At 38.3% G+C, this 16,214-nt stretch carries 12 protein-coding genes; all 12 read left to right on the forward strand.

Annotated features, from left to right (window positions below; genetic code table 11):
• The first annotated feature begins 6 nt into the window (after window positions 1-6).
• The 12 genes from tssB to FTU17_RS07345 all read left to right on the forward strand — a co-directional run bounded on the left by tssB (window position 7) and on the right by FTU17_RS07345 (window position 16,117).
• Complete coding sequence (gene tssB / locus FTU17_RS07290) at window positions 7-510, forward strand: type VI secretion system contractile sheath small subunit (protein ID WP_078193364.1); 504 nt, start codon at window positions 7-9, stop codon at window positions 508-510.
• On the forward strand, window positions 503-1,987 hold the full coding sequence (tssC, locus tag FTU17_RS07295) for a type VI secretion system contractile sheath large subunit (protein WP_111885474.1): 1,485 nt from the start codon (window positions 503-505) through the stop codon (window positions 1,985-1,987). Before tssB ends, tssC begins: the two co-directional genes overlap by 8 nt.
• Window positions 1,988-2,034: 47 nt before the next feature.
• Window positions 2,035-2,538 carry a type VI secretion system tube protein Hcp gene (locus FTU17_RS07300; RefSeq protein WP_078190771.1) on the forward strand — a complete coding sequence of 168 codons (504 nt, stop codon included), beginning with the start codon at window positions 2,035-2,037 and terminating at the stop codon, window positions 2,536-2,538.
• Window positions 2,539-2,608: 70 nt separating this feature from the next.
• Window positions 2,609-3,085, forward strand: a complete 477-nt coding sequence (tssE, locus tag FTU17_RS07305; protein ID WP_078190770.1) for a type VI secretion system baseplate subunit TssE — start codon at window positions 2,609-2,611, stop codon at window positions 3,083-3,085.
• 15 nt (window positions 3,086-3,100) lie between these two features.
• On the forward strand, window positions 3,101-4,909 hold the full coding sequence (tssF, locus tag FTU17_RS07310; protein ID WP_180135003.1) for a type VI secretion system baseplate subunit TssF: 1,809 nt from the start codon (window positions 3,101-3,103) through the stop codon (window positions 4,907-4,909).
• On the forward strand, window positions 4,873-5,865 hold the full coding sequence (gene tssG, locus FTU17_RS07315; protein ID WP_180005370.1) for a type VI secretion system baseplate subunit TssG: 993 nt from the start codon (window positions 4,873-4,875) through the stop codon (window positions 5,863-5,865). The genes tssF and tssG overlap by 37 nt, the downstream gene beginning before the upstream one ends.
• Window positions 5,866-5,867: 2 nt before the next feature.
• Window positions 5,868-7,313: a hypothetical protein gene (locus FTU17_RS07320; protein ID WP_180135004.1), complete on the forward strand. Its 1,446-nt coding sequence runs from the start codon at window positions 5,868-5,870 to the stop codon at window positions 7,311-7,313.
• Between the two features lie 28 nt (window positions 7,314-7,341).
• A complete protein-coding gene (gene tssM, locus FTU17_RS07325) occupies window positions 7,342-11,172 on the forward strand; it encodes a type VI secretion system membrane subunit TssM (protein WP_180135005.1) in 3,831 nt (1,276 codons plus the stop codon).
• A 57-nt stretch (window positions 11,173-11,229) separates the two neighbouring features.
• Window positions 11,230-12,189 carry a type VI secretion system-associated protein TagF gene (gene tagF / locus FTU17_RS07330; protein WP_078190765.1) on the forward strand — a complete coding sequence of 320 codons (960 nt, stop codon included), beginning with the start codon at window positions 11,230-11,232 and terminating at the stop codon, window positions 12,187-12,189.
• A gap of 20 nt (window positions 12,190-12,209) precedes the next feature.
• Window positions 12,210-12,956, forward strand: coding sequence for an OmpA family protein (locus FTU17_RS07335; protein WP_306669385.1), 747 nt, complete (start codon window positions 12,210-12,212; stop codon window positions 12,954-12,956).
• A gap of 403 nt (window positions 12,957-13,359) precedes the next feature.
• Window positions 13,360-14,988, forward strand: coding sequence for a long-chain-fatty-acid--CoA ligase (locus tag FTU17_RS07340; RefSeq protein WP_180022639.1), 1,629 nt, complete (start codon window positions 13,360-13,362; stop codon window positions 14,986-14,988).
• Between the two features lie 241 nt (window positions 14,989-15,229).
• Window positions 15,230-16,117: a DMT family transporter gene (locus FTU17_RS07345; protein ID WP_180022638.1), complete on the forward strand. Its 888-nt coding sequence runs from the start codon at window positions 15,230-15,232 to the stop codon at window positions 16,115-16,117.
• Window positions 16,118-16,214 lie beyond the last annotated feature (97 nt).

Below are 16,214 nucleotides of genomic sequence, written 5' to 3' on the forward strand. Positions count from 1 at the left end.
GCACTCATGGCAAAACGTGAAAGTGTACAGAAAAAACTTCAACGAATTCGTCCTCCTCGTGTTCAATTGACTTACGATGTTGAAGTTGGCGACGGTAAAGAAATTAAAGAATTACCATTCGTTGTTGGGGTGTTAGGTGATTTCTCTGCGGCATCTGAAGTAGAGAAAACTAAATTAAAAGACAAGAAATTCATTAATGTTGATTTAGATAATATTGATGAGGTAATGGAGTCTTTAGCGCCACGTGCTAATTTTCAAGTTGAGAATACCTTGACTGAAGACGGTGGAAAAATGTCGGTAGATCTTACATTTAAGAGCATGGCCGATTTCACTCCAGAGCAAGTTGTACAACAGGTTGATCCATTACAAAAGTTAGTTGCCGCGCGTGAGCGTCTGTCTGACTTGCGTAATAAAATTTCAAATAATGAACGCTTAGAAGATTTATTGGATGAAGTGTTACATAACACTGATCAAATTCGTAAGTTGAGCGTGGAGGCAGAAAATGAGTAATTATAATACTGCAACTGCTGTAAACGTTGAAGCAACCGAAGAATATTCACTTTTAGATTCAATTGTCGAACAAAGTCGTATCGCGCGTACAGATCAAGAACATGATCGTGCAAAAAGTTTGATTGGTGAACTTGCTAAAGAAGTGATGGCAGGTACCATCACCGTTTCAGACAATATGACTTTATCAATTGATAAGCGTATTGCTGAAATTGATGCGTTGATTTCATCTCAGTTAAGTAAAATCATGCACCATGCTGAATTTCAAAAAATTGAATCGACATGGCGTGGTTTGTATTATTTCTGCCAAGAAACACCTTCAAATTCTTTAACAAAAATTCGTATGTTAAATACGACGAAAAAAGAATTGATTAAAGATTTCCAAGGTGCGACCGATTTTGACCAAAGCACGTTGTTCAAAAAAATCTATGAAGAAGAATATGGATCATTCGGTGGTGCGCCTTATGCAACATTGATTGGTGACTTTGAGTTTGACCGTACTCCATCTGATATGTATTTGCTTGAGCAAATTTCACATGTCGCTGCGGCTGCACATGCACCGTTTATTTCGGCTGCTAGCCCGAATATGTTGGGACTAGAGTCTTTTACTGATATTGATCGTCCGCGTGATGTATCTAAAATCTTTGAAACAGCAGAATATGTACAATGGCGTTCATTCCGTGAAAGTGATGATGCACGATATGTTGCATTGACAATGCCACGTGTATTGGGTCGTTTGCCATATGATCCAAAAGAAGGTATTGCCACTGAAGGCTTTAACTTCGTTGAAGAAGTTTCAGGTGAAAACCATAATGAATATTTATGGATGAACGCGGCTTATGCCTTTGGTACGCGTTTAACCAATGCTTTTGATATGCATGGTTGGTGTGCTGCGATTCGTGGTGTAGAAGGTGGTGGTTTAGTTGAAGGCTTGCCTGTCCATACGTTCAAAACCAATGATGGTGAAGTGGTCTTTAAATGCCCAACTGAAATTGCTATTACCGACCGTCGTGAAAAAGAGCTGAGTGATCTTGGTTTTATTCCGTTAGTTCATTGCAAAAATACTGATTATGCAGCATTTTTCGGTGCGCAATCGACGCAAAAACCTAAAAAATATGACAGCGATACAGCTAATGCAAACTCTGCATTGTCTAGCCAGATCCAATACATCATGGCAGTTTCACGTATTGCACATTATTTAAAAGCAATGATGCGTGACAAAGTAGGTAGTTTTGCATCAGCAGGTAATGTTGAGACCTTCTTAAATGAGTGGTTATCGCAATATGTATTACTTGATGATGGTGCATCTCAAGAAGCTAAAGCTCAGTATCCATTGCGTGAAGCTTCTGTAAAAGTTGTAGAAAATCCAGCTTTGCCTGGTCACTACAAATCTGTGGTTTTCTTAAGACCACATTTCCAGTTGGATGAGTTGTCTGTTTCATTACGACTTGTGACCGAGTTACCTCAGTCCTCAAATTAATTTGGGTCAACACTATAATAACTTTAAATAAATAGGTATTCAGAACAATGAAAGATATATACATTCAATTTCGTGGTAAGTACAAAGTAGACGGCGAATCTCGTGATGCAGAGCACAAGAGTTGGTTAGAAGTAAACTCTTGGACGCATAACATCCGTCAACCTAAATCTGCGACTTCTTCAAGTGTGGGTGGTCATACTGCAGAACGTGTAGAACATTCTGATATGGTGTTTGTTAAAGATTTAGACGCGACAAGCCCTAAACTTTGGGAAGCATGTTCAGCAGGTTATACATTTGATGAAGTTCAAATTGATTTCTACCGTGCGAATGGCGACAAACGTATTAAATATCTTCAAATCAAACTGAAACATGTGTTGGTTTCTAGCGTGACACCAACTGTAAACGATGAAGGTGTTCCACACGAATCATTTGGTTTGAAATATGCTGCAGTAGAGTGGACATATAACCAACAAGATATTAACGGTACTGCGAAAGGTGCTGTTACTAAGAAGTGGTCATTATCTAACAACACTGCTTCATACGCAGCGTAATAGATGGATTCAGATAGAGGCTAACTTGGGTAGCCTCTATTTTCATTTTTTTAAATATTTATAAGAAGATATGAATCTCGATCAGCTTTATCCTTATGGTTTTAGAACGACTTTATTTGACCGCTTATTACCAGCAGATGCTCAGCAAACTCAAGGTCTGTCTTTGCAAGAACTTCGTGAATCTGTTGCTTCCGATTTAGAGGATCTCCTCAATAGTCGTGTGGCAAAATTAGATGAACTAATTGATGACTTTCCATTAGCAAAAAAATCTATTTTGCAATTTGGCATTATCGATTTTGTGGGCTTATCGACAGCAAATCCATCGGATCGCGACAAAATTTGCCAGTCAATTGAGCAATCGATTGCTGCACATGAACCGCGTTTAAAACAGATTCGAGTCGAAATGCTCATGGATGGTCATAATATGGGGGCACTATGTTTAAGTATTCAGGCATATTTAAATATTCATCCTTTATACGAACCAGTTATTTTTGATGCCTTATTAAAACCAACAACACAACAATATGTTATTTCTCCAAGAGCTTAATGAAGTGGGTTATCTGTGATTGAAGAGCTGTTACCGTATTACGAAAAACAACTACAGGAATTTGGACAACAGTCCCGTGAGTTTGCCAGTAAATACCCCAAAATCGCCCAGCGTTTGTCTTTAAACCAAGAACAAATAGATGACCCGCATATTGAGCGTTTAATTCAAGCCTTTTCTTTAATTTCTGCACGGATTGATAAAAAACTTGCAGATAGTTATGACGTTTTTACCCGATCAATTTTTGAGGTGATGTTTCCTCAATATTTAAAACCATTTCCTGCATGTTCTGTGGTGAGCTTCGAAGATATAAATAAAATTAAGCAATTAACAGATCGACACGTTATTCCAAAGGCGACCAGTCTAAAAGCCAAAAGTACGCGCGGTGTTCAATGTGAATATCAGACGGTACAAGAAGTCACATTATTACCGATTCAATTAAAACAGCTCAATTTCAAAACTCATCCATCGGCACATATGCATTTAAATCAAAATGCCACATTGAGCTTAGGATTTGAAATTTTTTCGAATAAGCACGCTTTACTCAAAAATGAAACTTTGCCGATCTTTTTAGACGCTATTTCTAATTTTCCTTTGCAGGTTTTGGATAGTATTTTTAAATCCACTACAAGTTTTTCGATTCGTGTAGGGCAGCACATTTTTGATATTGCCAATCCATTTGAAATTATGGGCTTTGAAGAAGTTCAAAGTGTTCTACCTATCGATCAACATACGCATCATGCATATCGTTTACTGATGGAATATTTTTGTGTTCCTGAAAAATTCAATTTTTTAAATCTAAATCTAGATTTCATTAAGTTTTTAAGTTTAGAACATAGTGAATTTGATGTTCAAATGCACTTTAAACTCAATTTAAATGATCAAGCAGCGATTCGAAATTATTCTGAATTAAATGCTGCAAATTTTAAATTGTTTGCTACACCAATTGTTAATCTTTTCAATAAACAAGCAGAGCCGCAAAAGATTAATCATAAGCGAATGGAATATCCATTGGTGACAGATGCACACCATCCTGAATATTTTCAAGCCTATAGCATTTTAAAAATGAATATGGTGCGTGAAAAAAGTAACCAAGATGAAGTGTATTATCCGGTACTGCCTTTTTTTGCAATGAGTCATTATCATCAGGATAAAGTCCAGTTTTTTTATAGTTTAAATCCGCAGCAGATGAAGAATAAACATCAGGAATTAAACTATTCAATCATATCTCGTGCTTTAGACCCACATAGCACTCAGTCCGATTTTATTAGTACTGAACTACTATGTAGTAATCGTGAGTTACCTTACGAAAGTTATAATAAAGATCAAAATGCATTAACTCTGAATGATAGTAATTTGGCCCGTCGTGCCCTGATGCTCAAACGACCGTCGTTACCGTATTATTTTGAGCAAAATAAACAAGAACAGTGGCGGGTCATTTCACATTTATCTTTGAATAATATGTCTTTAATGAAAGGCGATACGGTCTCTCATATTAAAGAACTTTTGGAATTGTATAATTTACCTAAATCGAAAGAAAACCAAATTATTATCGACTCCATAAAAAATATTCAGTTTTCTACCACACAGAAACTTGTAGATAGTAAACCGTTTCCATTATTTGTCAGAGGTTTAAAAGTACAGCTCGATATCGATGCGGATATATTTAGAGGGCATAGCCTGTATATATTTAGTCAATTGCTAGCCCATATCTTTAATTTAAAAGTCAATATGAACAGCTTTGTCGATGTCTCGGTTTTTGATGCAAATAGTCAACAGGAGTTATACCAATGCGTGCAGAACGTTGGTGGCAAGAAAGCTCTGTAATTGACGGACTTTTCCAAGAACCGAAAGCCTACGAGTTTGTTCAAGCTACTCGTTTGTTAAGACATGCACCTTATGGAGCAGCTCAAGTCCATTGGGCTAATGACTTTGAGTTTAATAGTTCACTTAATTTGAACTTCCCGAACACTGAAATTGAAAGTTTAGAGTTCAACGATGAGAAAGTTGAACTGACAAATTTAATGGTGGGTTTAACGGGTATTCAAGGTGCATTACCTTATAGCTATACCAATAAGATTAAGCTCAGCGGGCGACATCAGCGACACGAAACACAAAAGTTTTTAGGGCTGTTTAATCATAAATTAACAGCACATTATGTTGATGCCAGTTTAAATTATCATTTACCTATTCGTTATGAAATCGAGCAGGATAATCACTATCTTGATATTTTACATGCATTAAATGGTTATATCCGTAGCCAGCATGATCAGCCAGATTTAGATGATTATTTTGCTGAATTCTCAGGTTTAATGCAGGGGCAAAACAATACAGCTTATGCATTAAAAACCATGCTGAATTGTATCTTTAAGCAGAAATTTGATATTCGAGAATTTATCCCTGAAACTTTTGTATTTGAAGAAGATCAGAGAACATGTTTAGGTGGATCTCAGCCGAGCTTATTGGGGCTGAATACTTTTTGTGGTGAGAAGATTCAACAGATTGACGAAAAAATTGAAATCGTGATTGGACCTTTAAATCATGAAGATTATTTAACATTTTTACCGAATCAGGCACGCAGCCTAAAATTAAAACAAATGATTCAAACTTGGTGCAGTCCAACATTAATGGTGGATGTGCGCTTAATTTTACAAAAAGAAGAAATAAAACCGGTGTGTTTAAATTCTTTGAGCGGAATTGGTTTAGCTCAGGGAGCATTTTTACAGCCGAATAAACAGGTCGATAATACAGAAACCTGTTATGCCTTAATGGGGAATTTATAATAATGCTGAAATTAATAATTGGAACCTTTAGTACGCTTTTTGTTTTGTGTACTGCTTTCGTGATTTTTTACTGGCGAGATACAGGCTATGACCCGACGGCTTTGGATCTGGTCACCTATTTTCTACTTCTTCCTGTCGCATTATGTGCGATTATTTTGTCGCCTTATTTGATTTATAAGAGCATTCAACATCAAAAAGAAAAAAAGCTTGAAGCTGAAAAACGTGCCGAGGAACAAGCTGAGCAACAACAACTTGAGGCCATTGAACAAGCAAAACCGAAGCCTGTCGATGTACAGCAATTTCGTTTAAATGTTTATTCTTCAGCGGCTTGGCATAGTTTTGGTGAAAATGAACAAATTATCCAAGATATTCAACAATTCAAAAGTCCTGAACTTGATGATAAATTATTCAATGCATACGGTTTGCCTGTTCTTTCATTTCGAATCAAAGATTTAGATGAACTTACTAGTGAAGAAGCAGATGATGAATTTAGTGCCATCACCATGCGTGAAAAACGAATCCAGTCACTTATTCAGCAACAACTAGAGCAACACGTAGAAAGTCTATTTTTAATCGCTGAGCATCTGAAGCAATCTGCACTCTTTTATGATAGTGAATTGGCATATCAGTACCGTATGCATCCGGGTTGGGTGGACCCAGATTATACGCAAGATGAACATCCAGAACATTTGGCGAACACTGCACAGCAAGTTTCACGTCTAAACCGTTTAAATGTCCATATTTTGCTTGCTGATAATTTGATTCATCAATGGAGTGATGATTATGCTCAGATTATTCAGCAGTATCTTTCCGACGGGTTTTCGATCATTCCTGAACAAATTCATATCGAGCCACATTTTATCGGCACTCAAGTCGCTTATTCAGAATGGTTAAGCATTTTAGAAATGATTTCAAAACAAAAGTCTGAAGTCAGTTTGATTCTCAATGCTGACTCTGAAATCGATCAAGAATGGATTGATGAAAAGATGTGGCTACAAGAAAAATACATTGCTGCAGAGTTTACATCGAGTTGGTGTTTGGCTGCTTCAGACGTTCAAGTTCGAGGCTTAATTCCAAATAAAGTGCTACAAGTGGTGGCACATGAGCCTGAGTTGAAACGTCATTTAGAGCTTCAAGCACTGAATAATTTAGATCAGTATGATCAAGAACAACCCTTTTTATTGATGTTAGATGATGCAACAGATATAAAAGTGGTGAAAAAATTACAGCATAAATTTAATGAAACCGCGATTGAAACCTATCATTTTTTATATACAAAACAGAATCTTGGAAATACCCAGCAATTGGCAAAAATTTTTGGATTCATGTTGGGTATGCACTTGCCAGAAGAGTTAACTGCCATGATTTATAGCACAGACCAAGAATCGACATTTGCTTTTATTCAAGCATTTTCAGTAGAAGATGAACTTGAACAAGAAACTGTTTAATTAGAATTAAGACGAAATTGAGAACATTGTGAACACACTATTTTATACGATCCTCGGTTATGTTTGGCAGTACGTCACCAATCCTAAAGCGATGGTGGCTTTGTCATTTTTTGTGGCTATTGTTGCCATGCATAATTCGATTCCGCAAAAGACTTTTTACATTGTGGTTGCTGTTTATATTCTCGGATTAATTCTGTGGGGTATTTATGAATTAGTGCAGCATTATCGTCATAAACAGCAAGGCGAAGAGCTGGCTGAGGCGATTGCCAAAGATAATGAAGCTGAATACGGCAAACAAAAGAATAAAGAAGAACTTGCGCTGATCAATCAGCAAATGAAAGACTCGATTCAACTTATCCGTAAATCAAAACTCGGCGACAAAAAGGGTAATGCAGCCCTATATGAATTACCTTGGTACATGGTGATTGGTAACCCAGCAGCGGGTAAAAGTTCAGCGATTTATAATTCTGGTCTTAGATTTCCATTTGAAGAAACTCATCAGAAAATGGTGTCGGCAGGTCTAAGTGGTACTCGTAACTGCGATTGGTTTTTCTCTACAGATGGTGTCTTACTCGATACCGCAGGTCGATATTCTGTTTATGCCGAAGACCATTCAGAATGGTTAGGTTTCTTAAATATTCTCAAAAAAAACCGTTCTAAAGCACCAATTAACGGTTTAATCGTGATTGTTTCTGTGGCTGAGCTTGTCAGTCAAAGCCCTGAAAAATCAATCAAATTAGCCAAAAACTTACGCGCACGTATACAGGATTTGACTGAACGTTTAGAAATTTTTGCGCCAGTGTATATCGTTTTTTCAAAAATGGATTTGATTGCCGGCTTTACTGAATTTTTTGATTGTTATGATAAGGATGAATTTGATCAAGTTTGGGGTGCAACACTGCCTTATGATCCAGACTCATCTGAGCATGCCGTTGAGATGTTCGAAAAGCATTATTCAATTTTATACGATGGTTTGAAGAGCGTCAGTACTACGCACTTAAGTCGTCGTCATTCGCAAAATATTTCTCCAAGTGTAATGACATTTCCACTTGAGTTTAAAAGTTTAAAGCCAGTGTTAAAAACTTTTATTGGTACGTTGTTTCAAGACAACCCTTATCAGTTTAAACCGGTATTCCGTGGGTTCTATTTCACCAGTGCATTGCAAGAAGGTGTGATTGAAAGTCCAATGACCGAGCAAATCGCTGAAGATTTTCATTTGGTGAAAAGTACGGATAGTGAGTTTGGCATTCCTACGAATTCTGTTTCGCAAGACCATGGTTATTTCTTAAAAGGACTCTTTTCAACCGTCATTTTAAAAGATAAAAATCTAGTTAAACAACATATCAATCCTGCACGTAAACGTCAGCGCTTTATGGCATTTATTGCTGCATTGTTATTGGTTGCTGTGGTGCTTGGGTTATGGGTTTGGTCGTATCGTAATAACCAACAACTCGTGGCGGAAGTTCAAGCTGACTTAGACAAAGTTGTGCAAATGGAAAGCCGTAGCGGAAGTGAGCTTTCGACTCAATTGGATGCATTGCTGATATTACAAGGACATTTACAGCAGCTCGATCATTTTGATGAAGATCGTCCATTGAAATATAGTTTTGGTTTATACCAAGGGAATAAAATCCGTGAAAAACTCAAAGTTGAGTATTTACGTGGAATTCAACAAATTGTATTAGCACCATCTCAGCAAAATATGGCGCAGTACTTACAACGTGTCAAAGCCAATGAAGCGACGTTGAAAGAAAATCACGTCAATGTGCAAATCACTCAAGCTGTGAAATCAAATCAGCCCTATTTAGAACCATCAGATACTAACCCTCAGGATGCATATAATGCACTGAAGGCTTATTTGATGATGAGCAATCATAAATATATGGAATCGAGCCATTTGAGTGACCAAGTTACTCGTTTCTGGCGTTCATGGTTAGATTCAAATCGTGGTCAAATGCCACGCGGGGAAATGATTCAAAAAGCCGAACAAGTTTTATCTTATGCGATGACTTTAGCTGCTGATCCTGCGTTCCCACAAATGGAATCTGATCCTTTATTGGTAGATCAAACACGTCAATTATTAACGGCTGTTACTATGGGTATTCCTGCACGTGACCGCGTTTATAATGAAATTAAAATGCGTGGTTCGGTACGTTTCCCTGCGGTGACAGTGAAGCAAATATTAGGTGAAACAAGCCAAAACAGCATGTTAGGTAGTTATGCCTTGCCGGGTATTTTTACTTACCAAGCATGGAATGATTATGTAAAAGATGCGATTAACCAAGCTGCGAATAATCCGACAGATACCCAAGACTGGGTACTCAATACCAATCGATCGGATGACCTGACGTTTAGTGGTAGTCCAGATCAAATCAGTAAACAGTTAACCGAACTATATAAGCAGGAATATATCGCTGAATGGCGTAAATTCTTAAATGCTGTGCATTATGGCAAAGGCGCAGATGTCGCTCAGCAGTCACGTTTCATTGATATTTTAGGTGAACCTGAAAATTCGCCAATTCGTAAAGTGGTTGACCGTATTGCGAAAGAAACCAGCTGGGATAATCCAATTGTTCAAGCAGAACTGGCAGCACCTCAGAAAGGCTTTATTGCGTGGTTTAAACGTAAAGTTCTCAGCCGTGATGATGCGCAGCAGGCACAGCAAGTGGCTTCTAAAGCCGGTCAAGGTGTTATTGCAAAAGAGTTTGATGTGTTCTATCAATTGGTTCGTAAGCGCGATGATCAGCAAAACAAATCTATTTTAGATGAATACATGCTGTCTTTGAGTCAAGTACGTAGTAAGTTCAATGACTTAAAGAGTGGTGGTGATATGGGGCCTGCAAGCATGACATTGGTGAAACAAACCATCAATGATCAAAGCTCTGTCTTTAATAGCACGCAAAAATTTGTGGATGAAAAAATGTCTGTGGGTCTGAATGAATTAGACCAGCAGTTGATTCAAAAGCTCTTTATGCAGCCGGTGACCCAGTCATTTGAAGTATTACTGATCCCAGCTCAAAACGAAATTAATAAGTTATGGGCAATGCAAGCGTATCAACCATTTACAACCAATCTTGCACCTAAATATCCATTTAATAGCAATGCTACTTTACAAGCGACCAGTAATGAAATTAGCCAAATTTTTGGTGAAAACGGAAGTATCGCTCGCTTTGTAAAAGAATATTTAGATCCATTGGTGATTCGTCGAGGCTATACCTTAACCACGAAAACATGGAAAGATTTGGGCATTGGTTTAAATCCACAATTTGTAGCGAACTTCCAACGCTATGTTGCGCCAAGTAATGGCGTTGCTACAGGGGAATTGAGTCAAGCAGCACCTGCGGCAACCAATCAATCGAACTTCCAGTTCTTCCCATTAGAAAATACACAGTTGCTTTCATATACCATTGATATTGATGGTCAGCGTATGGTGTATGAAAACGGTGTTCAGCAATGGGTGAACTTCGTTTGGCCAAATAAAGGGGCAATTCCGGGTGCACGAATTACCGCGATTGACTTAGATGGTCAAACTCATACCATTTTTGATGAGCCGGGTGAATATGGTATTAACCGATTGGTTGAAGGCGCTCAGCGTACACAAAATGGTAATTCATTTGAAATGGTGTGGCGTAGCAAACAAAATCCAAAAGTGTTTGTTAAAGTGAATTTCCGTTTAATTAGTGGTAACGCATCTGGCCCAACTACAGGTTCAGGCTATTCAGGTATGACTCTTGTTGATCAAGTGGTGACGAATAAAGGTGTTCGTGTCGTCGCAGCGCAAACGATGCCTGCAGGACAAGCGCCTGTAGCGCCAGTGACTTCACCGATGAGTGTTGTACAAGGAACAGCAACACCATGATGATGAATTTAAAAATGAGAGCGGTGGCATTCGTGCAAAAGAACAAGGAGTGTGACGATGTATGAAGTGAGAACGACACCGCTGTATTATGGAAAATGTCCAGCTCGTGGTGACTTCTTAAAGAGCCGTGAACAATATTCACTGATTCAGTTAATCGATCAGTGGATCACGGAGGCGCTTGAGTTCGCTATGCGTTCAGACAATTTTAATGCAGCGTATAACTCACTGCCTTCATTAGATTTCTTTATTGCCAGTCCAAAAGATAAGCGTTTTTTGGTTGCCAATTTGATTAGTAGTGAAGACAGTTCAAAGCGTCAATTTCCAATGGTGCTCGCTCATCTGCTAGAAATCGATGATCCTTTCGATAATATTTTGTATGCACCATATCGTTATAAACAAACCTTAATTGACTTATATCAGCGTAACCGAGTGATGCGTTCTATTCGCGATCCCGATATTTTGCTCGATAAATTAGGCAAACTGAATAACGAAATTCAAGTGTTCGGGACAGAAGAAACCTCTTCTTTTTATGAGCATCATACGTTGCATTCATTTGCACGTTTATTGAATTTTACGCCTTATCAGTTGGCGCAAAGCATGATTGGTCTCGGTTTGCTGCTACAACCGATTATTCATCAGGGCACGTCTCGGTTGAATAAAGTGTTGATTTTACCGATCAATAATATTAGTTACTGTTATGAAATTGCGGCTTTTTGGGTCAATTTAATTAGTCGCTTTGTCGAAAACCAAGATGCTGAATTACTCATTGGCATCCTACACAGTGATTCGCCAGTTTTACTGTTTGGTTTTCAAGGCGCTGATATTACAGCGCTGAGTGATGTATTTACCCAAAACATGCAAAGTGATCATTGGGTTTCCTTGATTGATGCTAGTTGGATTGATCCTTATCTTGAACAAAATGCAGGCTTAGCCGTTTTGGAACAGTCTTTGAGTGAGCGCCAGATCAGCCTTATTCATGGCATTAAACTTTTTAGACAGACTTTTATAGAAGAATAATGATGCAAAGAATCTTACCAATGTTGCCCAAATTTCTTGCGAGTGTGTACATTTTAGGTTGTTCGACTTTGCTTTGGGCAGAGCCTATTGTGATTGAAGGTGCTGTACCGAATGAAGCAACCAAGCAAGAAATATTAAATAAAGCCTATTTGACCTATGGTCAGGCAAATGTGGTTGATAAAATTCAGGTTCGAGCGGTTACAGCACCCAATGGTTGGGGCAATAGCGTAAGCCAAATGATTAATGATGACTTAAAAAAAGTAAAACAGGGGAAACTCTCTGTACGCGGAACGCAAGTCGATTTAAGTGGCAAGATGTCAAATCAAAATGATATCCAACCAACGACCACCAAGTTTCAGTCTTTGGTCACAGCACCTTTTCGTTTCAATGCACAGCTTTCTGTCAATCAGGCTGAACAGGCTATTATTGATGCGGCTTTACGTAATCGTATTATCGAATTTGAATCGGGAAGTGCTATTTTAGCGCCATCTGGGGTACAGATCTTAGATGAAATGGTTGTCGCACTGAATCGCGTCGGTGGGAAAAAAGTACGAATTATTGGTCACACAGACAGCTCGGGGAATCCTGAGAAAAACTTAAGTTTAAGCCAAGATCGTGCTAATGCAGTTAAAAACTACCTGATTTCAAAAAATATTGCAGCGGCGAACTTAAGTACTGAAGGGATGGGCTCAAATAAGCCTGTAGCAGACAATGCTACGCCTGAAGGCCGTAAGAAAAACCGTCGTATTGAGTTTGAAGTACTGTAACTTTTTCAACTTAACTGCAACGGCTAATGCAATGAATGAACCCAGTGTATCTAGACTGGGTTTTTTTATGCCAATTGACTCAGTCGATTATTTGATAACTGAAAACGACATTTTTAAAGCAGCAATGTTATAACTAAATAAGACTATATTTTGAATAGGTCTAAAGCTTTAATTTTTGCATTTTATACCACTAAAGCATTCATATTTTGAGCAATAAAACAGTGGATTCTAAAATCAATTAAGGTTAAAACATAAGAATCAGTTTTGGATATGCGTTTCATATCTACTGCTTTAACCTTGTCGATAAAGAATAATCACTTTTGACATGGTGCAAAGTTTTAAAAAATCTGCAGGACAGTGCGGAAAAACAACAACTCAATATGGATGAATGTGGGAGCAAAGAATGCTTGGTAATATGATGTTTAAACCGCTTTTGATTAGTAGCATGATTGAACATGCGGGTCGCTATCATGCGGATAGTTTAGTCATTTCAAAAAATACAGACACGACGATTACGAAAACCACTTGGGGTGAAGTCCATAAAAATTCAAAACGATTTGCCAATGTTCTTGCATCACTCGGTTTAAATTTAGGGGATCGTGTTGCGACCATCGCTTGGAATAACCATCGTCACTTAGAGTCTTGGTACGCTATTTCAGGTAGTGGTTATGTCTGTCACACTATTAATCCGCGTTTATTTCCAGAACAATTAATTTTTATCATCAATGATGCCGCAGACCGCGTGATGTTATTTGATAAAACCTTTTTGCCGTTAATCAAAGCAGTAAAACCACTATTAAAATCTGTTGAACATTTTATTTGTTTAGATGCACCAGATGCAGCAATTGTCGAAGCGGTGCCAGATGTTAAATTTTATGATGAACTTATTGCGGGACAATCTGCAGACTATACATGGCCAGAATTAGATGAATTATCGGCTAGTTCTTTATGTTATACCTCTGGTACCACAGGCAATCCGAAAGGTGTGTTGTATAGCCATCGTTCAACAGTCTTACACAGTTATGCGATTTGTATGCCGGATTCATTAAATATCTCAGCGCGGGATATTATGATGCCTGTTGTGCCGATGTTCCATGTCAATGCATGGGGTACGCCATATGCTGCGGCAATGGTGGGATGTACTTTAGTGCTGCCAGGCCCAGGTTTAGATGGAGCAAGCCTGACGCAAATGATTGATGACTATAAAGTATCCGTTGCATTGGGTGTTCCAACGATTTGGCAGGGTTTAATTAATGCTGCGCAACAAGCGGGTAGTCAGCTCCAAAGTTTAGTGCGTAATGTGGTGGGTGGATCTGCTTGTCCTCCTGCGATGTTAAAAGTGTTTAAAGAACAATTTAACTGTGAAACGATTCATGCTTGGGGAATGACCGAAACCAGTCCATTAGGTTCTTCAAACCAGTTTAAAGCCAAACATTTGTTATTATCTGAAGAAGAACAATTACAAGTACGATTATCACAAGGTCGTCCACCATTTGGGGTCGATTTACGTATTACCGATGAAGAAAACGGTACACACGAAGTTGCACGTGATGGCGAAACGACGGGTAATTTACAGATCCAAGGGCATTGGATTATTGGCAATTACTTTGGCAAAACAGAGTCTCCATTAACCTCAGATGGTTGGTTTGATACAGGGGATATTGCAACCCTGAATGAGGATGGTTTCTTAAAAATTAGTGACCGTTCAAAAGATTTGATCAAATCTGGCGGTGAATGGATTTCTTCTGTTGAGTTAGAAAATTTAGCTATGGGACATCCTAAAATTGCAATGGCGGCAGTGATTGCAGCAACCCATCCAAAATGGGATGAGCGTCCTGTATTGATTGCAATTAAAAAGCCAGATGTCGATTTATCTGATACAGAAATTTTGGATTATTATGCAGATAAAGTCGCTAAATGGCAGGTGCCAGATAAAGTAATTTTCGTGGATGCTATTCCTTTGAGCGGAACAGGTAAAATGCTGAAAAAAGATCTACGTGAGCAATTTGGTGCTGTACTACTTGAAAGCTAACTTACTGTAAGTTACCAACTAAATATTGGTAAAGAGCAAAACGCAAAGGTGATATGCCTTTGCATTTTTTTATAAAAACTTAAATTTTGATAAATACTATATTCTTAATATCAGGTTTTTAAATAAATTTTTTTCAACGAATCTATAACCAAGTTCAATGAATAATCTAGCCCTGTTGGGTCGCATTCAATTCAATAAAAGCGTAAATTGATGAGGCATCCACCGTTAAACCACCTTTCTTATGTTTCCAGTTTGGATCTTGTTCACTTTAATGGCTGCTTTTATGCAGTCATGGCGCAATGCATTTCAAAAACAACTCAGTACCACTGTTGATGTGTATGGTGTCACCCTTGCACGGTTTATTTTTGGGCTCCCATTTGCCTGCATTTATTTATTTGTGCTGTACCAACAACAGCCTGTGACTCAGGTGACCACATTTACACCTATGTTTTGGATCTATGTGGTGATTGCAGGACTAAGTCAAATTTTAGCGACGATTTTAATGGTCTTGCTTTTTAAGCAAAAGAATTATGCCATCGGCGTCGGTTTAGCGAAAAGTGAAGCCATCTTTGCGGCCATAGTGGGGGTGATTTTCTTAAGTGAACATTTAAGTTTATTTGGTTGGATTGGTGTTTTGGTTGGTGGCATAGCCGTTTTTCTTTTAAGCAAAGGTTCTCAACGACAAAAGTTATCTTTGCCAACTTTATGCATCGGTGTAGGGAGTGGATTAAGTTTTGCTATTACCTCTTTATTGGTTCGTGAAGCCAGTTTAGAGCTAAGTGATTTACCGACTTTGCATCGTGCGGCGTGGGTATTGTTGAGTGTAATTGGCTTTCAATGTGTGATTATGCTGCTGTACCTCAGTCTATTTAGCCGCAAAACGCTCATTGCCATGTGGGATAGAGTCGGTCTGACCTTTCGCGTTAGTGTCTGTAGCTTTCTAGCATCCTTGGGCTGGTTTACTGCTATGAGTATGCAAACGGTTGCGATTGTCAAAACCCTAGGTCAAATCGAAATATTATTTAGCCTCTTAATCTCTGCCTATTTCTTTAAGGAAAAACTCGCAAGAACCGATCATTGGGGATTAGCCCTTGTGGTGATTGCGGCCATTATGGTGATTTGGGCTTAATGTGTGCTTTAAACAGTCATGAAAGCAAATTAAGGCCAAATTTAAGTTAGTTTTTCGAATATATTTTTAATTAAATATGAGAAATATTTGATGTCCA

Origin of the sequence: Acinetobacter sp. YH12070 (assembly GCF_013419625.1) — a bacterium.
GTDB lineage: Bacteria > Pseudomonadota > Gammaproteobacteria > Pseudomonadales > Moraxellaceae > Acinetobacter > Acinetobacter amyesii.